Below are 23,180 nucleotides of genomic sequence, written 5' to 3'. Positions count from 1 at the left end.
CCGCACCAGTTCCGGAGGACATGCATGACCGAATTGCGCATTGGCATCCTGATCGCGGGCCTGATCCTGCTGGCGGCGATCTGGTACTTCGGCACGCGCCCCCGGCAGGGCAAGGAGCAGGGCAGGCGCCTGCCGCGCGAGGAGCGCGACGGCGACGCCAGCCGGGTCGAACCGACCCTGGGCGCGCAGATCGAGCGCGAACTGGCGGACGCACCGCCCGCGGGCGGCGAGGAGCTGGTGCAGACGGAGATGAGCCTGCTCGACGAGAGCGTCGGCGCGGCTTCGCCCAACAGCGAGCTGGGCAAGCGTGTGAGCGAGGACTTCGAGAAGATCATCACGCTCTACGTCGCCGCGCGCGCCAACCAGGTGCTGCGCGGGCCGGACATCGTGGTCGCCGCCGAGAAGGCGGGCCTGACCTACGGCCACATGAATGTGTTTCACCGCCTGGTCGAGAGTCATCCGGAGCGCGGGCCGATCTTCAGCGTGGCCAACATCCGCAAGCCCGGCAGCTTCGAGATGGCGAGCATCCAGTCGCTGGAAACGCCTGCGATCGCCTTCTTCCTGACCCTGCCGGCACCGGTGAGCGCGCTCGACGCCTGGGACGCCATGCTGCCGGCGGCCCAGCGCATGGCCGAGCTGCTCGACGGCGTGCTGCTGGACGAGTCGCGCAACGCGCTGGGCCGGCAACGCATCGCGGGCCTGCGCGACGAGATGCGCGCCTGGGATCGCGAGCACGAAGTTCCGCCGGTCACGCGCAGCCCGCGCTGGTGAATCCTGTCACCGGGCACAGCATGCCCGGTTGACGTTGCGGACTGGAGAGCCCCGCCGCGAACCAGGTCCTGCCTGCTGGGCGCTGAGACCTGTGGGACCCCGCCGCGAACGGCGGGCCCGCTCCGCAAATGTCCCCCGGAATCCGCCCCTGGCGGATTCCTCCTCCTTGATTTTGCTGCGCGGACCCACCGCCCCCGGCGGGGCTCGGCTGCGGATCGAGAAAACGCCGTATCCCTGATACCTGCAGGGTAGTGAGTTGCGCTGCTTCTACCGCGGTTGCGGAAGGACCGAGGTACGGGCGTCGCGCCGTTGGCGCTCTTTCCCGCTACCGTACCGAATGCTTGCGGTAAGGGGCGGGACGGCGTCCGCCGCGGCGCGCGAATGGTGCCGGCGTCATCGGACACGACCTGCGCACCTGCCCGGGCTGCACGGGAGCGCGCGCCCCACCATCAGCAAACCGAGCCTCGCCGCGGCCGGCGGGCTTCCGCAGCGAAATCAAGGAGGAGGCGTCCGCCGCCAGGCGGACGCCGGGGGACATTCGCGGAGGAAGCCCGCCGGTCGCGGCGAGGCCCCTCAGGTCGCCGCGCGCCAGCGCCCGTGATAGTCAAACCTGGCGCGCATCTGACGGATGCAGGGGGGACTTCCGCAAAGGAAGCCCGCCGGTCGCGGCGAGGCCCCTCAGGTCGCCGCGAACCAGGCCCCTCAGGTCGCCGCGAACCAAGTCCCTCAGGTCGCCGCGAACCAAGCCCCTCACGCCGCCGCGAACCAGGCGCCTGTGGTAGCCGAACCGGCCTCCGCATCCGACGATGCCGGGGCACATTCGCGGAATGAGCCCACCGTCGAGGTGAGGCACGTCAGGCCGCCGCGTGCCACCGCCCGTGACAGCCAAACGCGGCGCCGCATCCTACAATCCCGCGCATGCCCGACCCCGCCGCCACCGCCCGCGTCGCCGAACTGCGAGCCCGCATCGAAGACGCCAATCATCGCTACTACGTCCTCGACGATCCCGCGATTCCGGATGCCGACTACGACGCACTGATGCGCGAACTCGAGGCGTTGGAACAGGCCAACCCCGAACTCGCCAGCGAGGATTCGCCCACCCGCACCGTGGGCATCCGTCCCGATGGCGGCTTCCCGGAAGTGACGCACGCGATTCCGATGCTGTCGCTGGCCAACGCCTTCGAAACCGCGGGCGTGCCCGAGGATGCCGATGACCGTGTGCGCTACGCCGAGGTGGCCGATTTCGAACGCCGCATCGAACAGAAGCTCGGCATTGCCGAACCCGTGTTCTCGGTCGAACCCAAGCTCGACGGCCTGGCGATCAGCCTGCGCTACGAGGGCGGCGTGTTCGTCCAGGGCGCCACCCGCGGCGATGGCAGCACCGGCGAGAATGTCACCGCGAACCTGCGCCAGGTGCGCGCGGTGCCGCTGAAGCTGCGCCCCGGCCAGCTGCCGCCGCCGGCGGTGCTCGAGGTGCGCGGCGAGATCTACATGCCACGCAAGGCCTTCGAGGCCTGGAACGTGGCGGCGCTGGAGCGCAACGAGAAACTGCTCGCCAATCCGCGCAACGGCGCGGCCGGTTCGCTGCGCCAGCTCGATCCCGCGGTGACGCGGCGCCGGCCGTTGGCCTTCTTCGCCTACGGCGTGGGCGAGGTGCGGGGGCTGGAGCTGCCCGAAACCCACTCGCAGACCCTGGCCCTGCTGCGCGGCTTCGGTTTCCCGGTGTCGCCTGAAGTCGACACCGCCAAGGGCTTCGACGGCCTGCTGGCCTATTTCCGCCGGATCGGGAAGTTGCGCGATGCGCTGCCCTACGACATCGACGGCGTGGTCTACAAACTCGACGACTACGACCAGCAGCGCGAGATGGGTTTCGTCTCGCGCGCGCCGCGCTGGGCGCTGGCGCACAAGTTCCCGGCACAGGAGCAGTCCACCGTGCTGCGCGCGATCGAGGTGCAGGTCGGGCGCACCGGTGCGATCACGCCGGTGGCCAGGCTCGAGCCGGTGCAGGTGGCGGGCGTCACCGTCACCAATGCCACGCTGCACAATGCCGACCAGATCGCGCGGCTGGACGCGCGCGAGGGCGACACCGTGATCGTGCGCCGCGCCGGCGACGTGATCCCGGAGATCGTGCGCGTGATCGAGGAGCGCCGCCCCGCCAGCGCCGTGCCGTGGACGATGCCGTCGCATTGTCCCGTCTGCGGCTCGGAACTGGTGCGCGAAGAAGGCGCGGCCGCATGGCGCTGCAGCGGCGGACTGTCCTGCCCGGCACAGCGCAAGGAGGCGGTGCGCCACTTCGCCTCGCGTCGCGCGATGGACATCGAAGGCCTGGGCGACCGCCAGGCCGAGGCGCTGGTGGAGTTCGGATTCGTGCACTCGCCGGCCGACCTGTACGCGCTGACGGTCGAGGACCTGGTACGGATGAAGACCGCGCTCGACGCGGCCACCGCCGCCGATCTGTTCGCGACCGTGGCCGACAGCCGCGGCGCGTTGACGCTGGATATCGCGGGCCAGGAAGCGCTGGCCGACGAGGCGCTGGACTGGAAGAACGCAGCCTTCCTGCGCCGCCACCTGGCTGTGGACGTGTCGGGCAAGCTGGCGACGCGCTGGGCCGAGAACCTGGTCGCCGCAATCGAGGCGAGCAGGCGCACCACCTTGCCGCGCTTCCTGTTCGCGCTGGGCATCCCGCACCTGGGGGAAACCACGGCAAGGTCGCTGGCGGCCTGGCTGGGTTCGCTGGACTTCGTACGCACGACGCCGGCGGTGCTGCTGCAGGCGCTGCCGGATATCGGCGCCGAGGTCGCGCGCTCGATCGCGACCTTCTTCGAACAGCCGGGCAACGCGGCGGTGGTCGATGCGCTGCTGGCCGCGGGCATCACGTTCACCGACGAGGCGATGCCCTCGGCTGGGTTGCACGAGCGCCTGGGCCTGGCGCACCTGCTCGGCACGCTCCCGGTCGACAAGCTCGGCGGCAAGAGTGCCGAACGCCTGGCCGACACCTACGGCAGGCTCGACGCGCTGCTGCGCGCCAATGCCAGCGGATGGGCGGGTGCAGGCGCATCGAGTGCGGGCGCCGGGAATCTTGCCGCCTACCTGGCCGACGAGGACGCGCTGGCGGAGTTGCGCGCGACCGATGCCGCGATGCAGCGACTGCTGGACGCCGCGCCCGCGAAAGCCGAGCGCGCGGCGGGACCTCTGGACGGCAGAACCGTGGTCCTCACCGGCAGCCTGTCGGCGATGACCCGCGACGAAGCCGGCGAGAAGCTCGAAGCGCTGGGCGCCAAGGTCGCCGGCAGCGTTTCGAAGAAGACCCACCTGGTGGTGGCCGGCGAAGCCGCGGGCTCCAAACTCGCCAAGGCGCAGGAGCTGGGCATCGAGGTCTGGGACGAGGCGCAGCTGCTGGACTTCCTCGGGAAGCATGCATGAGCCCGCCGGTGTCGTTGCGGCCGGTGCAGCCCGATGAAATGCCGCGGCTGCTCGGCATGCTGCGCAGTTTCTACGCCGAGGACCGCATCCCACTGGACGAGGCGCGCGTGCGCCGCGGTTTCGACCAGCTGCTCGCAGATCCCTCGCTCGGCGCGCTGCTGTTCGCCGAGGCCGAGGGCGAATGCATCGGCTACCTGGTCCTCGGCTGGTGCTTCAGCATCGAGCAGGGCGGGCGCCACGTGCTGGTCGACGAGCTGTACCTGGCGCCGGCTGCCCGCGGTCGCGGGCTCGGCGGCGCGCTGCTGTCGGCGGCCTGCGACTGGGCGCGTGGACAGGGCGCGGCGGTCGCGCGGCTGGAAGTGAACCACCACAACGCGCGCGCGAAGGCGCTCTACCTGCGCAGCGGATTCCGCGACGACCAGCGCGACATCCTCACCCGCGCGCTGGCCGTGGAGTCGGCATGAACCACGAGGCACTGCGCCTGCGGGCTCGGCTCAACCGCCTGGTGCGCGAGTTCTTCGACGCGCGCGGCGTGCTGGAGGTCGAGACGCCGGTGCTGTCGCGCGCCGGCAACACCGATCCCAACATCACCTCGTTCCACCTCGAGTTCGGCGGACGCACCGATGGCGCACCCCGCAGGCGCTGGCTGCGCACCTCGGCCGAATTCCCGATGAAGCGGCTGCTCGCCGAAGGCCTCGGCGACTGTTACGAACTGGGCCGCGTGTTCCGCGACGGCGAGGCCGGCGGCCGCCACAACCCTGAGTTCACCATGCTCGAGTGGTACCGCGTCGGCTGGACGCTGGAGCCGCTGATCGACGAGACCGCGGCCCTGGTGCAGGCCGCGCTGGGCCTGGTTGGACGCGAGGCGACGCTGCGCAAGGCCTCGTTTCGCGAGGTGTACCGCGATGCGCTGGGAATCGACCCGATGACGGCGCCGGTCGATGAACTGCGTGCCGCGTTCCCGGGCGAGATCGATCCGGCCGGCCTGACCCGCGACGACTGGCTCGACCTGCTCATGACCCACCGCATCCAGCCGGCTTTCCCGCAAGGGCAGTTGCTGGCGATGTACGACTACCCGGCCACGCAATGCGCGCTGGCGAAGGTCGTGCGCCGCGGCGAGGTGGAAGTGGCGGAACGCTTCGAGCTCTATCTCGGCCCGCTGGAGCTGGCCAACGGCTACCACGAGCTGACCGATGCCGCCGAGCAGCGCGCGCGCTTCGAGCGCGACCACGCGGTCCGCGCCGGTCGCGGCGCGGCGCGGCCGCCGATCGACGAGGCCCTGCTGCAGGCGCTGGCGTCCGGCCTGCCGGATTGCGCCGGCGTCGCCCTGGGCATCGACCGCCTGCTGATGGCGATGCTCGGCACCGGCGCCATCGCCGACGTGCTGGCCTACGACTTCAGCCGTGCCTGAGCCGCGCGTGTCGGCGGCGTAGAATGCGCCGATGAGCCAGGCCATCGACTACGCACGCTACGACCGAATCCGTCCCATCCACTGGACCGGCGACGCGCTGGAACTGCTCGACCAGCGCAGGCTGCCGTTCGCGGTCGAGTACCTGCGCTGCAGCAGCAGCGAGGAGGTCGCCGCGGCCATCCATGCGCTGGCGGTGCGTGGCGCACCGGCGATCGGCATTTCTGCCGCCTGGGGCGCGGTGCTCGCCGCGCGCGAGGTCGAGGCGGCCGACGCATCAGCGGCAGCCCAGGCGCTGGAGCCAGCGCTGCAGCGTCTCAATGCCGCCCGTCCCACCGCGGTGAACCTGGCCTGGGCGTTGGCGCGGATGCGCGCGGCCCTGCTGCGTGCGCAGGCGGGCGAGGGCATGGACTGGCGCGCGGCGCTGGAAGCCGAAGCGCGCGCCATCGAAACCGAGGATCTTGCCGCCAACCACGCCATGGGCACCCTGGGCGCTTCGCTGATCGCGCCCGGCAGCGGCGTGCTGACCCACTGCAATACCGGCTCTCTGGCGACGGCCGGCTTCGGCACCGCGCTGGGCGTGATCCGGGCCGGCGTGGCCGAAGGACGCATCGGCAAGGTGTTCGCCGGCGAGACGCGTCCCTGGCAGCAGGGCGCGCGCCTGACCGCCTGGGAGCTGCTGCAGGACGGGATTCCTGCGACGCTCATCGCCGACTCCGCTGCCGCGCACCTGATGAAGACCGGGGCGGTGCAGTGGGTGGTGGTCGGCGCCGACCGCATCTGCGCCAACGGCGACACCGCCAACAAGATCGGTACCTACCAGTTGGCGATCGCCGCGCGCCACCACGGCGCGAAATTCATGGTGGTGGCGCCGTCCTCGACGGTCGACATGGACACCGCCTTGGGCGAACTGATCGAGATCGAGGAACGCGACCCTGCCGAGCTCTACGGCATCGGCGGCCAGCGCACCGTGGCCGAGGGCGTGCCGGCCTGGAACCCGGTGTTCGACGTCACCCCGTCCTCGCTGATCGATGCGATCGTGACCGAGAAGGGCATCGTCGAGCATCCGGACACCGCTTCGATGCGGGCGCTGTTCGCCGCCTGATCCGCGGCCGTCGCCGTATCCGGCGGCGGCCACCGTGCCTCGGCGCGCGGTCAGCCCTTGCGCGCCAGCCGCCAGATCGCGACCGCGCTGAACAGCAGGGTGAAGCCCAGCGAATAGGCGATCGCCATCGCCAGCGGTTCGAACTGGAACTTCTCCACGCGCGCGGCATGCATGGCCAGCTGGATGACGTGGAACTGCGGCCAAACCGGCACCTGCCAGTGCAGCGACTCGGGCAGCGGGAAGAACATCCCCGAGAGGTAGCAGCCCGGCAGGTAGACCAGGTTGGCATAGCCAGGCGCCGCGCTGCCCTTGAACAGGGTGCCGATCATCAGGCCCATCGCGCAGAACGGAATCGCGCAGGCGACCAGCACCACGCTCAGCGCGACGATGCGCGGCGCATCGAGCTCCAGCCGGCCGGCGAGCAGCGCCACGGCCAGGATCGGCAGGTAGGCGAGCACGCCGAAGCCGAGGCCGCAGGCGAGCTTGGCCACCAGCCAGGAACCGGCCGGCGCCGGCTGCGCGCGCTTGAGCCGCAGCAGGCCCATGTCGCGTTCCATCGCCAGCGAGGCGCCGATGCCGAACAGCCCCGGCATGCTGACCGCCATTACCGCGAAGGCGGCGAACAGGAACACCCCGACCATCGGATCCTCGGCCGTCGCCTGGCCCGCCACCAGCAAGGCGATCAGCGCGTACAGGGCGACCGGCATGATCAGCACCGGCAGGGCGAGACCGGGATTGCGCAGCATGCGCAGCGCCTCGCAACGGGTTTCCTCGGCGTAGGCGCGCAGCAGCCTGCGCGTGGAGGGTGCCGTCAGCAGCGGGGTCGATGCAAGGATGTTCATGCAGCCTCCTTCGTGAGGGCGTTGAAGGCGTCGTCGAGTCCGGCCTCGCGCACTTCCAGTCGCGACAGCGCGGGATCCTCGTCCAGCAGGCGCCGCACCACGCGCTCGGCGCCGACGGCGGTCAGGTGCAGGCGATCGCGCTCGCGGCGTGCTTCCTGCACGCCGGGCCAGGCGGAAACCTCGGCTTCGCTGAGCCGCGTCTGGCAGCTGATCCGGCGGCGCGCGACCAGGGCGCGCATCTCGTCGACGCTGCCGGAGGCGACCAGGCGCCCCTTGGCGATCACCGCCACGCGATCGGCCAGCGCCTCGGCCTCTTCCAGGTAATGCGTGGTCAGCACGATCGAGCAGCCGGTCGCGAGCAGGCCGCGGATGCTCGACCACAGCGCCGCCCGCGCCTGCACGTCCAGTCCCACCGAAGGCTCGTCGAGGAACAGCACGCGTGGCCGTCCGCAGAGGGCGACGGCGAACTGCGCCAGTCGCTTCTGGCCGCCGGAGAGCTTGCCGTAGGCGCGATCGGCGAAGCCCGACACGCCGGCGCGGTGCAGGCATTCGTCGAGGCCGAGCGGGTCGGCGTAGTAGCTCGAAGCCAGCCGCACCAGCTCGCGCGGAGTCAGCTCCTTCGGCAGCTCGACATCCTGCATCATCGCGCCCAGGCCCTGCCGGCGCGCGCTCTCCTGCGGCGGACCGCCGAGCAGGTCGACGGTGCCGGCATCGGGTTCGAGCAGGCCCAGCCATAGCGAGATCGCCGTGGTCTTGCCGGCGCCGTTCGGACCGAGCAGGGCCAGCAGTTCACCGCTGCGCAGCTGCAGGTCGAAGCGGTCGAGCGCGGTCACGCCGCCGAAGCTGCGGGTGATGCCCCGCAGCGTGGCGACGGGCGTCGCGTCATGCGTCTTCGTGGCAGGCGTGGGTCGGGGCGCGGGCGCTGGCGGCTCCGGCTGCGGCGCAGTGCCGCCGCCGCGGCGCACCCGGCGACCGTTGAGCAACTGCCCGATCAGCGTGGGCCGCACCAGCCAGTGGTAGCTGGCGAACAGCAGCGCCAGGCTGGCGACCACAATGAATGGATACTTCAGGCTCCAGTGCAGCGACCAGTGGCCCACCCAGACCTGCAGCGCGGCCACCACGGGCAGGTGCACGAGATAGATCCAGTACGAAGCGTCGGCAACGTAGCGGCGCACGGGGCTGTAGCCGCCGAGATATCGCAGCGCGGCGCCGGTGAGGCCGAGCGACAGGCCCCATGCGGCGACGCCATGCATCAGCGCGAAGCCCGCCTTGGTCAGCAGGGCACCCTCGAACAGCACCAGCGGATTGGCGGGGACGCCGTCCGGCGCCATCGGGGTGACTCGCAGGCTCACCAGCATCCAGGCTGCGGCGAGCGCGCCCGCCAGCAGGTTCGGCAGCCAGTACCGTGCCAGCGCCGCCAACCCATCGCGGGAACGGTGCAGCAGCCAGCCCACGGCGAACGCGGTGCCGTAACCCGTCAGCGACGCCAGCTGCGGAATCAGGCTCTGGTCTGGCGTGGGAATCCCGGTCCAGTAGAACCAGTTCGACAACGGCAGCAGTGCGCTCGCCACCGGCAGGGCGAGCACGAACAGGATAACGACCGGCAGCCGCAGCGCGGACGAGAACACGCGATCGGCCAGGCTGCGCAGCGCCTGCCTGCGGTCGAGGCGCGCGACCAGCCCGGCCACCAGCAGGACCAGCACATAGCACTGCAGCAACTGGTACAGGAACCACAGATGGGTCAGCGGGAATGCGCCGGCGACCTTCGGCATGTCCGGCATCTCCGGCAGGCTGCCGCCGAACACCTTGCTGAGGCCGACGACCCAGACCATCGAAATCAGCGGGAACAGCACCACCCAGCCCGCCACCAGCGGCAGGCCGATGCGCAGGATGCGGTTCTTCCAGAATCCGGCGGTGCCGAGCCGGCCATGCAGCAGGCGCGCGAAGTAGCCGGCGATGAAGAAGAACAGCGTCATCCGGAACACGTGCGAGACGAAGGCGGCATCGCCCAGGAACGCGCTCGGCGAGTGGTCCTGCATCGCCCACAGCCCCGGCGGCCAGCCCGGTATGAACGACAAGGCGGCATGGAAGGCCACGCCGAGCAGGAGCGCGAAGCCGCGGACGGCGTCCAGCGCATGCAGGCGCTGCGGATCGTGGTGGGGCATGGCGGTGTCCTTCAGAGGAAGTCGCGGCGGCGCGCGACGGTGAGCTGCGGCAGGGCGACGGCGAACACGAGGACAAGGGCTTCGACCAGCAGCACGCCGAGCACGCTGCCGTTCCACACCGGCGCGTCGGCATCGAGATGGGCGCGGATGCCGGGAAGCGCACCGACGACGAACATGAAGATGCTCACCGACATGTTGGTGAGGATGATCGCGGCCGTCATTGCGCCTTCGGAGCGCGCGTGCAGCGCGGCGCAGAGCACGATCGCGAAGTTGGCGAGCAGGTAGCCGCACAGCGCGACGACGAAGGGCAGCATGCCGTCGGGCACCGCAGGCGAGGCCAGCACCAGGGCCACGGCCGAGAGCGTGGCGGCCAGCCAGGGCAGCGCGAAGCACAGCAACAGGCCGAGGGTCTTGGCCAGCACGTACTGCGGGACCGAGACCGGCAGGCTGAGGATGAACTGCAGCGACTGCTCCTTGCGCTCGTTGGCCACGCCGTAGATCGCCAGCATCACCCCGCCAGCGATCACCGCGGTGATCCAGGCGATCGAGCCGACGTTGAAGGCGACGCGGCCGAATGCGCAGGCCAGGGCCGAGAGGGCGGCCGCGGTGGCGGTCGCCAGCATCATCCCCCGGTGGACGTGGAGTTCCTTGGCGATGAGCCGGTTGACGATACCGTTCATGGGTTGCGCGCTTCCCGGTGATGCATGACGTTGGCGACGAAGATCTCTTCCAGGCTCATGCGCTGGACGCCGTGCACGGCGCTTCCCAGCAACGCGAGCTGCGCCTGGTCGAAGCGGTTGGTGGTGAGGGTGCGGAACCGGCCTTCGCCGGCCTGCGCCACGATGTCGGGCAGCAGGGGCAGGGCGGCGCCGGGTTCCAGCTGCACCTCGATGCGGCGCCAGCGCTCCAGGAACGCTTCCTTGTCGCTGTTTTCCAGCAGCCGGCCGCGGTCCATGAAGGCGATGCGGTCGGAAATGCGCTCCACGTCGACGGTGTTGTGCGACGAGAACAGGATCGAGCGGCCGTCGTCGCGCAGCACGTCCATGAGTTCGGTCAGCAGTTCCTGGCGCGCGACCGGATCCAGGCCGTTGCCGGGCTCGTCGAGCAGCAGCAGCCGCGGCCGGCGGGCCAGCGCCAGCAGCATGGCGGCCTTGACCTGCTCGCCGTGCGACAGCGTCCGCGTCGGCTGCTGCGGATGCAGGTTGAAGCGGCGCTGCAGGGTGGCCGCATAGTCGGCGTCCCAGCCGGGGTAGGCCGAGGCGACGAAGGCCATGTGCCAGCCCAGCGTCGCGTTGGGGATCAGCCGCATGTCGGCCGACACATAGCCGATGTCGCGCTTGGCTTCGGCCTGCGCGGCCGGCATGGCGTGGCCGAGCACGCGGATCTCGCCAGCGTCGGGCGCGATCATGCCCATGGCCATGCGGATGGTGGTGGTCTTTCCCGCGCCGTTCGGGCCGACCAGGCCCATCACCTCGCCGGGCTCCAGGTCGAAGGAGAGCCCCTGCAGCTGGAAGAAACGATAGGCCTTGCCGACGCCCCGCAGGCGCAGGTGGGCGGTGTTGCTCATGGTGTGCTCCCGGCGCGCAGCGCGCTGCGCAGTCGTGCTTCGAGTTCCTTGTCGGTCATGCCGAGCTGGCGCGCGATCTCTGCGGCGCCGCGCAGATGCTCGTCGAGCTTCTGCTGCTGCAGCTCGCTGGCGGCGCTGCCGCGACCGCTGTCGGCGACGAACGAGCCCTTGCCGTGGCGGGTGACGATCACCCCTTCCGACTCGAGGTCGAGATAGGCGCGCTTGACCGTGATCACGCTGACCTTGATGGTCGCCGCCAGCGCCCGGATCGAAGGCAGCTCGTGGCCGGCGGGCCACTCCCCGGACGCGATGCGCGCGCGCATCTGCTCCACGATCTGGAGATACATGGGCCGCGCGTCGGTCTGCGAGATGTGGAGGTCAGTGTTCATACTGTGCATATAGTGTATGCACAGTTGAGGCGCGGTCGGGAAGTACCGTCTGTCGGGAGACCTGGGTCTGCAGGCCGGCGCGGAAGTCGGATCTGCCTCAGCGGTGCTCAGCGCTCGCGCCGGCGCCAGTCGAAGTCCGGCCGCTGCAGGCCCAGCACGATGCCGATGGTGGTCGAGGGCAGCAGGACGCAGGCCACGAACAGCAGGGTCTGCGCGCCGCTGATGTCGAACGCGGCCAACAGCCACTGGGTCGTGGTCATCCAGGCCCAGTGGATGCCGATGCAGGTCCACAGCCGGCCCGACAGCGCCCGCGCATAGCCGAGGATCAGCCCGAGCCCCGGCACGAACATCCATTGCTGCAGCGAATCCAGCGCGCCGACGGCCCAGGCGAAGGCGACGAACACCGCCAGCTGCGCCAGCAGGGCGACCCATGCCGGCGCGTGCCGCCCGACCAGCCCCTGGACGTAGCCGCGCAGCCCCAGTTCCTCGGGCAGGGCCTCCGACAGAAGAACGGCCAGCGCGATGCCCGGCAGGAGCAGGGCCAGATCCGTCGTCCCCAAGCGCGGCGACAGCGTCGCCCAGTCCAGCCACAGGCAGAGGGCCACGCCAGCGGCGGCGGGCAGCAGCCACAGCGCGATGCCCGCGGCGAAGGCGAGCAGGTTGCTGCCTGCCGCCGCGCTCCATCCCGCCACGCGCCAGGGCAGCCGCTCGTACCGGAGCAGGCCCCAGACCAGCGCGGCGACGCCCGCCGACAGCAGCACGCCTTGCGCAATACGCTGCGCGCGCGGGTCGGACGCGACCTCGGGCATTCCCAGCGTCAGCCGCCAGAGCACCACCAGGGCGACGGCGAACAGCAACAGGCGCGGAAGCGGGGACGGTGCGATCGACCTCATCGGGACCGGATGCGGGCGGGGTGCGGACAGTGTGGAGCGGCGGACCGCCTCGCTGTACTGACAGCTGTCAGGCACTGCTGCTGGCGGACGATCCGGAAGCGTGGCGCGGACGGCGTCGCGGATCCGGAGGGCGAAGGGGCGGGAGCGATGCGGCTGTCGCTGCGCAAAGGATCCGCAAGTGGTTGTTTTCGCGCAGGAATATGCTGGCGAAAAAACGGCGTTCGTGATAGCATTCCGCGATTGATTCCGGCGCGGCCGAGAGGCCCGCCGCCACGTTTTTCCGGGCGGCTGCCGGCAGCCGCGGGGAAGCCCGGCATACACAGGACGCAAGCAACTCGATGACCGATCTCGCGCAGGAAATCATCCCGGTCAACCTCGAAGACGAAATGCGGCGCAGCTACCTCGATTACGCCATGAGCGTGATCGTGGGGCGCGCGCTGCCGGATGTCCGCGATGGCCTGAAGCCGGTGCACCGGCGCGTGCTGCACGCGATGAACGAGCTCGGCGCGCACAGCAACAAGCCCTACTACAAGTCGGCGCGTATCGTCGGTGACGTGATCGGTAAGTACCATCCGCACGGCGACCAGTCGGTGTACGACACCCTGGTGCGCATGGCGCAGCCGTTCTCGCTGCGCTACATGCTGGTCGACGGGCAGGGCAACTTCGGTTCGGTCGACGGCGACTCCGCCGCGGCGATGCGATACACCGAGGCGCGCATGGCGCGCATCACCCACGAGCTGATGGCGGACATCGACAAGGAAACCGTCGACTTCCAGCCCAACTACGACGAGAAGGAGCTCGAGCCGTCGGTGATGCCGACGCGCTTCCCGAACCTGCTGGTCAATGGTTCGGCCGGCATCGCGGTGGGCATGGCGACCAACATCCCGCCGCACAACCTGGTCGAGGTGGTGGACGCGCTGATCGCGCTGATCGACAACCCCGAGATCGACATCGACGGCCTGATGGAATACATCCCGGGCCCCGATTTCCCCACCGGCGGCATCATCAACGGCGTGGGCGGCATCCACCTCGCCTATCGCACCGGCCGCGGCCGGGTGCGCATCCGCGCCAAGTGCGAGGTGGAGGTGGCCGACAACGGCCGCGAGTCGATCATCGTCACCGAGATTCCCTACCAGGTGAACAAGGCGCGGCTGATCGAGAAGATCGCCGAGCTGGTGAAGGACAAGAAGCTCGAGGGCATCAGCGAGCTGCGCGACGAGTCCGACAAGGACGGCATGCGCATCTACATCGAGATCAAGCGCGGCGACTCGGCCGAGGTGGTGCTCAACAACCTCTACGCCCAGACCCAGCTCGAGTCGGTGTTCGGCATCAACATGGTGGCCATCGTCGCCGGCCGCCCGCAGCTGCTCAACCTCAAGGAAATCCTCGAGGCCTTCGTTCGCCACCGACGCGAGGTGGTCACCCGCCGGACGATCTTCGAGCTGCGCAAGGCGCGCGCGCGCGCCCACATCCTCGAGGGCCTGACGGTCGCGCTCGCCAACATCGACGAGATGATCGAGCTGATCAAGACCTCGGAGAACCCGGCGGTCGCCAAGGAGCGCATGCTCGCGCGCCTGTGGCAGCCGGGCCTGGTCGGAGCGCTGCTGGAAGCCGCCGGCGCCGAGGCCTCGCGTCCCGAGGACCTGCCCGCGGGCGTGGGTCTGCTGGCCGACGGTTACCAGCTGACCGATACCCAGGCGCAGCAGATCCTGGAGATGCGCCTGCACCGCCTGACCGGGCTGGAGCAGGAGAAGCTGACCGAGGAATACCGCCTGCTGCTGGACACCATCCGCGGCCTGATCGAGATCCTCGAGGATCCGGAAGTGCTGCTCGAGGTGATCCGCACCGAGCTGCGCAACGTCAAGGAAGAATTCGGCGACGAGCGCCGCAGCGAGATCCGCGCCAGCGAGGAGGACCTCGACATCCTCGACCTGATCGCGCCGGAAGACGTGGTGGTCACGCTCTCGCACGCCGGCTACGCCAAGCGCCAGCCGGTGACCGCCTATCGCGCGCAGAAGCGCGGCGGCCGTGGCCGCAACGCCGCGGCGACCAAGGACGAGGATTTCATCGACCAGCTGTGGCTGGTCAACACCCACGACACCCTGCTGACCTTCACCAGTGCCGGCCGCGTGTTCTGGCTGCCGGTGCACCAGCTGCCCGACGCCGGCCCGAACGCGCGCGGCCGCCCGATCATCAACTGGATCGCGCTGGAAGAGGGCGAGAAGGTGCAGGCGGTGGTGCCGGTGCGCGGGTACGAGGCCGACAAGTTCGTGTTTTTCGCCACCCGCAACGGGACGGTCAAGAAAACCCCGCTGACCGAGTTCGCCTTCCGCCTGGCGCGGGGCAAGATCGCCATCAACCTCGACGAGGGCGATGCGCTGGTCAATGCCGAGCTGACCGATGGCAGCCGCGACGTGATGCTGTTCGCCAGCAACGGCAAGGCGGTGCGCTTCGACGAGGGTTCGGTGCGCGCCATGGGCCGCACGGCCACCGGCGTGCGCGGCATCCGCCTGGCCGATGGCGAGTGCGTGTGCAGCCTGGTGGTGGTCGATGGCGACGGCGACATCCTGACCGCCAGCGAGCGCGGCTACGGCAAGCGCACCTCGCTGGAGGAATACCCGAAGAAGGGACGCGGCACGCAGGGCGTGATCGCACTGCAGACCACGGCCCGCAACGGCAAGCTGGTCGGCGCGATCCAGCTGTCGGACCAGCACGAAGTGCTGCTGATCTCCGACGGCGGCACCCTGGTGCGGACGCGCGCATCGGAGATCTCGCAGGTCGGTCGCAACACCCAGGGCGTGACCCTGATCCGCCTGGGCGAGGGCGAGACGCTGCAGGCGATCGAACGCGTGGATGCCTCCCTGGGCGAGCAGGATGAGCTTGCCTCGCCGGTGGCAGGCGACGTCGAGGCCCGTCCCGAGGCCTGACGGCGCCGCCCGTTCCTGCAGGAAGCGGCCCGCCGCAAGGCGGGCTTCTTCTTTGGGGCGACGCGGGCGCGGGCGGCACATGGCCGAGGCGGCGGGGCAGGCAGGCGATCGCCTCTATCCGGACCGCAGCCCGGGGTGACGTCGCGCGGTGCCGTCCCCAAGGAACTGCTGTTCCGCGCCGGCGCAGCCGGATTCACGCTGTCTATACTGGCGGCAAGTCGGGGAAGGGCTGACAGCGATGGCAGGCGTGGGACGGCGGATGTTGGGCGAGGCCGCGCGCGGCGTAGCCGTGGTGGGGCTCCTGTTGCTGGCGCTGGTGGGCTGCAAGCGCAACGAAACCGGGCAACTGCCCGCGCTGAGCGGCGAGGCGATCCAGGCCGAGCGCGAGCAGGTCGAGGGTTTCGCGCTGGTGCGCGCCTGGCCCGACCAGACTGGCGAGGGGCTGTCGATCGCGCTGGAGTTCTCGCAGCCGCTGGTCGGCACGCAGGACTTCGACAGGCTGATCACCTTCGCCGAGCCCGTGGCCGAACCCAGCAGCTGGACGCTCGATGAGGCCGGCACGGTGTTGCGTTACCCGCACGTCAAGGCCGACCAGCACTACACCCTGCGCATCTCCACCGACCTGACCGCGGCCGACGGCAGCCGGCTTCCGCTCGCGCTCGAGGAGAAGGTATACACCGGCGAACTCGACCCGGTGGTCGGGTTCGCCTCGCAGGGCAGCGTGCTGCCGGCGAAGGAGTCGCGCGGCCTGCCGGTGGTGTCGGTCAACGTCGCCGAGGTGGACGTGGAATTCCTGCGCGTGCGGGAGGCGTCGCTGCCGAAGTTCTTCGCCGAATACCAGCGCGGCGGGCGCCGAGGCAGCTGGGAACTCGACAACCGCTGGAACGACCGCACGCCGATGTCGCAGCTGGCCGAGCCGGTCTACGTCAACCGCTTCGTGCTGGGCGGCGAGCGCAACGAGCGCGTGCTGACCTACCTGCCGCTGCAGGACATCGCCGAGCTGCAGCAGCCGGGCCTGTATTTCGCGGTGATGAAGCGCGCCGGCTCGTTCCAGGACGAGTTCGAGACCGCCTACTTCACCGTCAGCGACATGGGCCTGCACGCGCGTGCGTACAAGGACAGGCTGTTCGTGCACGCCGCTTCGCTGCGCGACGGGGCTGCGATCGGCAGCGCCGAACTGCGCGTGCTCGACGCGCGCGGCGAGACGGTCTACCGCGCCGGCACCGACGCCAATGGCAACGCCCTGCTCGACTACACGCTCGATGCCGGACACGTGCTGGTGGCCAGCCGCGGCAGCGATGTGGCGATGCTGCCCTTCAACCAGCCGGCGCTGGACCTGTCCGAATTCGCCGTGTCCGGGCGCGAGGCGAGCTGGTTCGACGTGTTCGCCTGGTCCGGGCGCGACCTCTATCGTCCGGGCGAGACGGTCCGCGTCTCGGCGCTGCTGCGCGACAACGACGGCCGGCCGGTGGCCGCGAAGGACGGCAAGGCGCAGACGCTGTTCGTTCGGCTCAAGCAGCCGGACGGCAAGCCGTTCTTCGAGACCCGGCTGCGGCCCGGCGCGCTGGGTTACTACAGCTTCGAGAAGAACGTGCCGGCCGACGCGCCCACCGGCCGCTGGCAGGTGGAGTTCCGTACCGATCCGTCCAGCCGCGAGGCCGTGCAGGGCATGGCGCTGCGCATCGAGGAGTTTCTGCCCGAGCGCATGAAGCTGGACCTGGATGCGGCCGACGCCATCCTGCGTCCGGGCCAGCCGCTGAAGCTGCAGGCCACCGGCGCCTATCTGTATGGGGCGCCGGCCGCGGGCAACCGCTTCACCGCCAGGCTGGCGGTCGCGGTCGAGCAGCATCCGCTGGAAGGCATGCCGGGCTGGTTCTTCGGCGATCCGACCGTGCAGTTGCCCAGGGAGGCGAAGGACGTCGTCGACGCCTCCCTGGACGGGCAGGGCAGGCTGCAGCAGGACATCGCGCTGCCAGAGGAAGCCAGGCCGACCACGCCGATCGCGGCGGTGGTCTCGGGCAGCCTGTTCGAGACCGGCGGACGCAGCGTGAACCGCACGCTGCGCCGGGTGCTGTGGCCGGCGCAGGCGCTGGTCGGCGTGCGCCCGCTGTTCGACGACGCCGAAGGCGCGGACGCCAACAGCAATCCCGGCTTCGAACTGATCCGCGTGGGCAGCGACGGCAAGCCGCGCGCGGCCAAGGGCCTGCAGGTGACCCTGGTGCGCGAGCACCGCGACTACCACTGGCGCTTCGACGAGGATGGCGGCTGGGAGTATGAGTACACCAGCCGCTACGAGAACGTGGAGACGCGCAGCATCGACACCGCGGCCGCGACCCGCGTGGACTTTGCGGTGGAGTGGGGCGAGTACCGCATCGACGTGCTCGATCCGGAAACCCGGCTGGTCACCCGCTATCCGTTCCGCGCCGGCTGGAGCTGGAGCGACGGCAATCGCGGACTCGACGCGCGCCCCGACAAGGTCAAGCTGGCGCTCGACCGCACCGCCTATCGCGCCGGCGACCGGATGAAGGTGACGGTGACGCCGCCGCATCCTGGCAAGGGCCTGTTGATGGTCGAGAGCGACCGCATGCTCTACGTGCAGGAGATCGAGGCCAGGGCCGGCAGCAGCTTCGAGATCCCGGTCACCGAGGACTGGGAACGCCACGACGTGTATGTGACCGCACTGGTGTTCCGCGGCGGCAGCGCCGCGAGCAAGGTAACCCCCGCGCGCGCCGTGGGCGTGGCGCACGTGCCGATGGACCGGCGCGACCGGCGTGTCGCGCTCGGCCTGAAGGTGCCCGCCCAGATTCGCCCGGAAGGTCCCGTGCAGGTGGTGCTGAGCGCGCCGCAGCTGGCGGGCAGGGAGGCCTATGCCACGGTGTCGGCCGTGGACGTGGGCATCCTCAACATCACCCGCTATCCGGTGCCGGACGCGCGCGCGCACTTTTTCGCCCAGCGCCGGCTGGGCGTGGATGCCTGGGATGTGTACGGGCGCGTGATCGAGAGTTTCGAGGGCGGCACCGCGCGCATGCGCTTCGGCGGCGACATGCCGCTGGCGGCCATGCCGCAGGCGCGCCGGCCCACTGCGCGCGTGCAGACCGTCGACCTGTTCAGCGGCCCGGTGAAGCTCGACGCCAGCGGCAATGCGCGGGTCACCCTGCCGGTGCCGGACTTCAACGGCGCGCTGCGCGTCTCGGCGCTCGTGTACTCCGCGGACGGCTACGGCAGCCGTGCGGTGGAAACCGTGGCGCGTGCCCCGGTAGTGGCCGAGGCCAGCATGCCGCGCGTGCTGGCGCCGGGCGACCGCGCCACCGTCACCCTGGACTTGACCAACTTCACCGGTCGGGCCGGCCGTTTCGACGTGCGCCTGGAAGGGATCGGCCCGCTGGAGGTGGGCGAGGGCGCCCGCACCGTGGAGCTGGCCGCCGACGGCAAGACCACGCTGACCTTCCCGCTGGCCGCACGCACCGGCTACGAGGTGGCCAGGGTGCGGGTGCGCGTGGACGGCAATGGCGCGCGCGTCGATCGCCGCTACGACCTGCCGGTACGGCCGGCCTGGCCGGCGGTGCTGCGTTCGCGCACCGAGGTGCTGCAGTCGGCTGCGCCGGTGACGCTGGACGGCGCCGTCGGCCAGGGGCTGATGGCCGGTTCGGTGCGCGCCCAGTTCACCGTCAGCGCCTTGCCGCCGATTCCCTTCGCCAGCGCCATCCGCGGTGCGCTCGACTATCCCTACGGCTGCGCCGAGCAGACCACCAGCAAGGGCTACGCGGCCCTGCAGCTGGACCAGGCCACCGCGGAGATGCTGGGTCTTCGCGACGTGGATGCCGCCAGGCGGCGCCAGTACGTGGAGGGCGCGTTCGGACGGCTGGCCTCGATGCAGGTCCGCTCCGGCCACTTCTCGATGTGGGGCAGCGACGGCTACGTCAATCCGGCGCTGACGCCGTACATCGTCGAGTTCCTCCTGGATGCGCGCGAGTCGGGATTCAACGTGCCCGAGCAGGTGCTGCAGAAGGCGCTTGAGCGCCTTGGCGAAGACCTGCTGTCCGGCGGCGAGCAGTTCTACGGCCAGGACCATCGCGAGCACCTGCGCTTCGCCTACCAGGCGCACGCCGGCTACGTGCTGGCGCGGGTGAACCGTGCGCCGCTGGGGACCCTGCGTGCGATGTACGACAACGACCGCGGCAAGTCCCTGACCGCGCTGTCGCTGGCCCATCTGGGCCTGGCGCTGAGCCTGCAGGGCGACAAGGCGCGCGGCGAGAAGGCGGTGGCCGAGGCCTTCGACCGGCCTGCGACGCGTCCGCGCCACCTGTGGGACTACGGCAGCGAGCTGCGCGACCGGGCGTTGATGATCGCGCTCACCCACGAACGCGGCATGGTCCGCGCGGCCTGGGATGCGAAGGCGATCGACATCGGCCGGGACCTCGATGCGCGCCGCGGCGGCGGCCGCCTGTACCTGAGCACGCAGGAGCAGATCGCGCTGGCGCGGCTGGGCAAGTCGCTGGCTTCGGCCCAGGGCAAGCAGGTCTCCGGCACGCTTGCCGAAGGCGGCGTGGAGCAGCCGGTCGCGCCCGCGCGCATCGTCGGCCGCAGCTACGACGCGGCCACCCTGGCCAAGGGCGTGCGCTTCGACCCGGTGGGCGAGCCTCCGCTGTTCGTGTCCATCGACGTGGCCGGCGTGCCGGTGGATGCGCCGGCGATGGACGAGGGCCGTGTGCGCATCCAGCGCGCGCTGTACACCACCGAGGGCAAGCCCTGGACGCCGGCACCGCTGAAGGAGGGCGAGGCGCTGATCGTGGCGCTGTCGGTGACGCCGGACCTGGACATGCGCGACGCGCTGGTCACCGACCTGCTGCCGGCGGGCCTGGAAATCGAGAACTTCAATCTCGGCGATGCCAGGCAGTGGGCCGACGTGGTGGTCAACGGCATCGCCATCAGCGATCGCGCCAATGCGGCGACGCTGCGCCATGAAGAGTTCCGCGACGACCGCTACGTGGCCGCGCTCGACCTGCGCCGCGGCGACACCGCGCGCGTGTTCTATCTGGTCCGCGCCGTCACGCCGGGCAGCTATACCGTGCCGCCGCCACTGGTGGAGGACATGTACCGTCCCGAGGTCCGCGGCGTGGGTCGCGCGCTGCCGGCATCGATCACGGTGGTGCAGCCGTGAGCGCTGCGTCCGGCGGCGCGACTGCCCGGGGCTGATGCCCGGCCCTTCCCGGACGGGGAAGGGCCGCCGTCGGGCCGCCAGGCGACACGACCCCATGCCAGGCGAGACCGACGTGCGATTGCAGCGACGGCACCATCCACCGGGCAGCACGGACGGGCCAGTGTCCTGGCGGCGGCGCCTGCTGCCGTGGCTGCGTTGGGGCACGGTTGCGCTGCTGCTGGCGCTGCTGGCGCTGGATCTCGCCTTCCCGCCCAAGCTGCCGCAGCGTCGCGATAGCAGCACGCTGGTGGTGTCGGCCGACGGCACGCCGCTGCGCGCCTTCGCCGATGCCGATGGTGTCTGGCGCCACCCGGCCACGCCGCAGAGCGTCTCGCCGCTGTACCTGCAGGCGCTGCTGCAGTACGAGGACCGCTGGTTCCGCTGGCATCCCGGGATCAATCCCCTGGCCCTGCTGCGCGCGGCAGGGCAGTGGGCTGGCGGCGGACGCATCGTTTCCGGCGGCTCGACCCTGACCATGCAGGTGGCGCGCATCCTCGAGCGCGACGCGGGACCGTCCACGCGCACGCTGCCCGGCAAGCTGGTGCAGATGCTGCGCGCGCTGCAGCTCGAAGCGCATCTGTCCAAGGACGAGATCCTCGCGCTCTATCTGGAGCGTGCGCCCTTCGGCGGCACCATCGAGGGCGTGGAAGCGGCCAGCTGGGCCTATCTCGGCAAGCCGTCCGCGCGCCTGTCGCACGCCGAGGCGGCGCTGCTCGCGGTGCTGCCGCAGGCGCCCAGCCGGCTGCGCCCGGATCGTCATCCCGAACCCGCCCGTCGCGCGCGCGACAAGGTGCTCGAGCGCATGGTGCGGCTGGGCGCATGGTCGCGTGCCGTGGCCGACGATGCGCGGATGGAGGCGGTGGTCGCGCGCGGCCTGCGTCCGCCGATGTCGGCGGCGCTGCTGGCGCAGCGCCTGCGCGCGGCGCATCCGACCCGGTCGCGAATCGTGTCCACGATCGACGCCAACCTGCAACGCACGCTGGAGGAGCGCGTGGCCGCGTATTTTTCCGGCCTGCCCGAGCGCACGTCGGCCGCGCTGCTGGTGATCGACAACGCCAGCCTCGAGGCGCGCGCCTACGTCGGCTCGCTGGACCTGCTCGACCGCAGCCGGCTGGGCCACGTGGACATGGTGCGTGCCTGGCGTTCGCCGGGCTCGACGCTCAAGCCCTTCCTCTACGGCATGGCCCTGGACGATGGCCTGATCCATTCGGAAAGCCTGCTGGTCGATGCGCCGCAATCGTTCGGCGGCTATCGGCCGGGCAACTTCGACGCGGCGTTCAACGGCCCGGTCGGCGCGGCGACTGCGCTGCGGCTGTCGCTCAACGTGCCGGCGGTGGACCTGCTCGACCGCGTCGGTCCGGCGCGGTTCGCGGCGCGGCTCGACAACGCGGGCATCGCCCTGCGCTTCCCGCGCGGCGCCTCGCCCAACCTGTCGCTGATCCTGGGCGGGACCGGCGCACGGCTGGAGGATCTCGTGGGTGCGCACGCCGCGCTGCACCGCGGCGGCATCGCCGGCCGCGTGCGCTATACGCCAGACGACCCCATGATCGAACGGCGCCTGCTGTCGCCGGGCGCGGCCTGGATCGTGGGGGAAATCCTGCAGTCCAATCCGCGCCCGGGCGAGGGCGAGGGCATGTTCGACGCCACGCGGCGCCCGCGCGTGTCGTGGAAGACCGGCACCAGCTACGGGTTCCGCGATGCCTGGGCGATCGGCGGAACCGGCAGTCATACCGTCGGCGTGTGGGTCGGACGGCCGGACGGTACGCCGCTGCCCGGCCAGTACGGTGCGCTCACCGCGCTGCCCCTGCTGTTCGAAGTGGTGGACAGCCTGCCGCGCGCGCGCGGCGATGCGGTCGCCCCACCCATGCCGCCCCAGGTCGCCCGGCAAGAGGTTTGCTGGCCGCTGGGGACGGCGGCCGACGTACAGGACGGGGCGCTGTGCCAGCGCCGGTTCGAGGCCTGGATCCTCGACGGCGCGATCCCGCCGACCTTCGCCGAACGCGATGCGCGGCTGTGGGGCGCGGGCCTGGAACGCTTCGACGTCGATGCGCAGACGGGGCTGCGCCTGTCGGCCGATTGCGCCCGTCCGCACGCGCGCAGGGCGATGTCGGTGGCGCGCTGGCCGGCGCTGGCCTCGCCCTGGCTGACGGCCGCTGTGCGGCGCGCGTCGCGGCCGCCGCCGCTCTCGCCCGACTGCGTCGACGACGGCCGCGACCAGGCCGAGCTCCGGATCGAAGGCCTGGCCGACGGCGCCGCCCTGGCCCGTCCGCCCGGCAGCCGCGGCGATATCCGGGTCTCGTTGCGTGCACTGGGGGCGGACGGACCCGTCCAGTGGTTGCTGGACGGGCGCTGGATCGCCACCACCCGCGGCAGTGCGCTGCAATACGGGTTCGCTGGCAGCGGACGCCACCGCCTCACCGCGCTGGCCGACAGCGGCGCCTGGGCCACGGTGGAGTTCCGCATCCTCCCGTGACGGGAAGGGTGCGGAGG

General features: G+C 70.9%; 14 protein-coding genes and 1 pseudogene. 8 read left to right on the top strand and 7 right to left on the bottom strand.

The features are described 5' to 3' along the window. Nucleotides 1–24 precede the first annotated feature (24 nt). The 5 genes from zipA to mtnA all read left to right on the top strand — a co-directional run bounded on the left by zipA (nt 25) and on the right by mtnA (nt 6,707). Nucleotides 25–771, top strand: coding sequence for a cell division protein ZipA (gene zipA / locus ACQYVW_RS02710; RefSeq protein WP_434933873.1), 747 nt, complete (start codon nt 25–27; stop codon nt 769–771). Between the two features lie 918 nt (nt 772–1,689). Beyond that, complete coding sequence (gene ligA, locus ACQYVW_RS02705; protein WP_434945959.1) at nt 1,690–4,194, top strand: NAD-dependent DNA ligase LigA; 2,505 nt, start codon at nt 1,690–1,692, stop codon at nt 4,192–4,194. After that, entirely contained in the window at nt 4,191–4,658 is a 468-nt protein-coding gene (locus ACQYVW_RS02700) for a GNAT family N-acetyltransferase (RefSeq protein ID WP_434945958.1), read from the top strand. The genes ligA and ACQYVW_RS02700 overlap by 4 nt, the downstream gene beginning before the upstream one ends. Next, a complete protein-coding gene (gene epmA / locus ACQYVW_RS02695; RefSeq protein ID WP_434945957.1) occupies nt 4,655–5,605 on the top strand; it encodes an EF-P lysine aminoacylase EpmA in 951 nt (316 codons plus the stop codon). Before ACQYVW_RS02700 ends, epmA begins: the two co-directional genes overlap by 4 nt. A gap of 31 nt (nt 5,606–5,636) precedes the next feature. Continuing rightward, a complete protein-coding gene (gene mtnA / locus ACQYVW_RS02690; protein ID WP_434933877.1) occupies nt 5,637–6,707 on the top strand; it encodes an S-methyl-5-thioribose-1-phosphate isomerase in 1,071 nt (356 codons plus the stop codon). Between the two features lie 50 nt (nt 6,708–6,757). Here the strand turns inward: mtnA and ACQYVW_RS02685 are convergent, their stop codons facing one another. The 7 genes and pseudogenes from ACQYVW_RS02685 to ACQYVW_RS02655 all read right to left on the bottom strand — a co-directional run bounded on the left by ACQYVW_RS02685 (nt 6,758) and on the right by ACQYVW_RS02655 (nt 12,563). Further along, complete coding sequence (locus ACQYVW_RS02685; RefSeq protein ID WP_434933878.1) at nt 6,758–7,549, bottom strand: ABC transporter permease; 792 nt, start codon at nt 7,547–7,549, stop codon at nt 6,758–6,760. Further along, nucleotides 7,546–8,412 (bottom strand): ABC transporter ATP-binding protein, encoded by an 867-nt coding sequence (locus ACQYVW_RS02680; RefSeq protein WP_434933887.1) that lies wholly within the window; start codon nt 8,410–8,412, stop codon nt 7,546–7,548. Before ACQYVW_RS02680 ends, ACQYVW_RS02685 begins: the two co-directional genes overlap by 4 nt. Before the next feature lie 165 nt (nt 8,413–8,577). Next, nucleotides 8,578–9,714 (bottom strand): annotated as a pseudogene (locus ACQYVW_RS02675) (acyltransferase family protein); the annotation flags it as partial. An 11-nt stretch (nt 9,715–9,725) separates the two neighbouring features. Continuing rightward, on the bottom strand, nt 9,726–10,394 hold the full coding sequence (locus ACQYVW_RS02670; protein WP_434933879.1) for an ABC transporter permease: 669 nt from the start codon (nt 10,392–10,394) through the stop codon (nt 9,726–9,728). Then, nucleotides 10,391–11,281, bottom strand: coding sequence for an ABC transporter ATP-binding protein (locus tag ACQYVW_RS02665; RefSeq protein WP_434933880.1), 891 nt, complete (start codon nt 11,279–11,281; stop codon nt 10,391–10,393). The genes ACQYVW_RS02670 and ACQYVW_RS02665 overlap by 4 nt, the downstream gene beginning before the upstream one ends. Further along, nucleotides 11,278–11,670 carry a GntR family transcriptional regulator gene (locus tag ACQYVW_RS02660; protein ID WP_434933881.1) on the bottom strand — a complete coding sequence of 131 codons (393 nt, stop codon included), beginning with the start codon at nt 11,668–11,670 and terminating at the stop codon, nt 11,278–11,280. The genes ACQYVW_RS02665 and ACQYVW_RS02660 overlap by 4 nt, the downstream gene beginning before the upstream one ends. Before the next feature lie 107 nt (nt 11,671–11,777). Beyond that, nucleotides 11,778–12,563: a CPBP family intramembrane glutamic endopeptidase gene (locus tag ACQYVW_RS02655; RefSeq protein ID WP_434945956.1), complete on the bottom strand. Its 786-nt coding sequence runs from the start codon at nt 12,561–12,563 to the stop codon at nt 11,778–11,780. A 338-nt stretch (nt 12,564–12,901) separates the two neighbouring features. Between ACQYVW_RS02655 and gyrA the strand changes: the two genes are divergently transcribed. The 3 genes from gyrA (at nt 12,902) to pbpC (ending at nt 23,163) form a co-directional block, all read left to right on the top strand. Next, nucleotides 12,902–15,490 carry a DNA gyrase subunit A gene (gyrA, locus tag ACQYVW_RS02650; protein ID WP_434933884.1) on the top strand — a complete coding sequence of 863 codons (2,589 nt, stop codon included), beginning with the start codon at nt 12,902–12,904 and terminating at the stop codon, nt 15,488–15,490. A gap of 259 nt (nt 15,491–15,749) precedes the next feature. Then, nucleotides 15,750–20,651 carry an alpha-2-macroglobulin family protein gene (locus ACQYVW_RS02645; protein ID WP_434933885.1) on the top strand — a complete coding sequence of 1,634 codons (4,902 nt, stop codon included), beginning with the start codon at nt 15,750–15,752 and terminating at the stop codon, nt 20,649–20,651. Between the two features lie 94 nt (nt 20,652–20,745). Then, nucleotides 20,746–23,163, top strand: a complete 2,418-nt coding sequence (pbpC, locus tag ACQYVW_RS02640) for a penicillin-binding protein 1C (protein WP_434945955.1) — start codon at nt 20,746–20,748, stop codon at nt 23,161–23,163. Nucleotides 23,164–23,180 lie beyond the last annotated feature (17 nt).

The sequence above is a fragment of the Luteimonas campi genome (assembly GCF_051162505.1).
In the GTDB taxonomy this organism is placed as follows: Bacteria; Pseudomonadota; Gammaproteobacteria; order Xanthomonadales; family Xanthomonadaceae; genus Luteimonas.
Note: the sequence above shows the minus strand (reverse complement) of the source record. Positions and strands in the feature narration are given on the sequence as shown.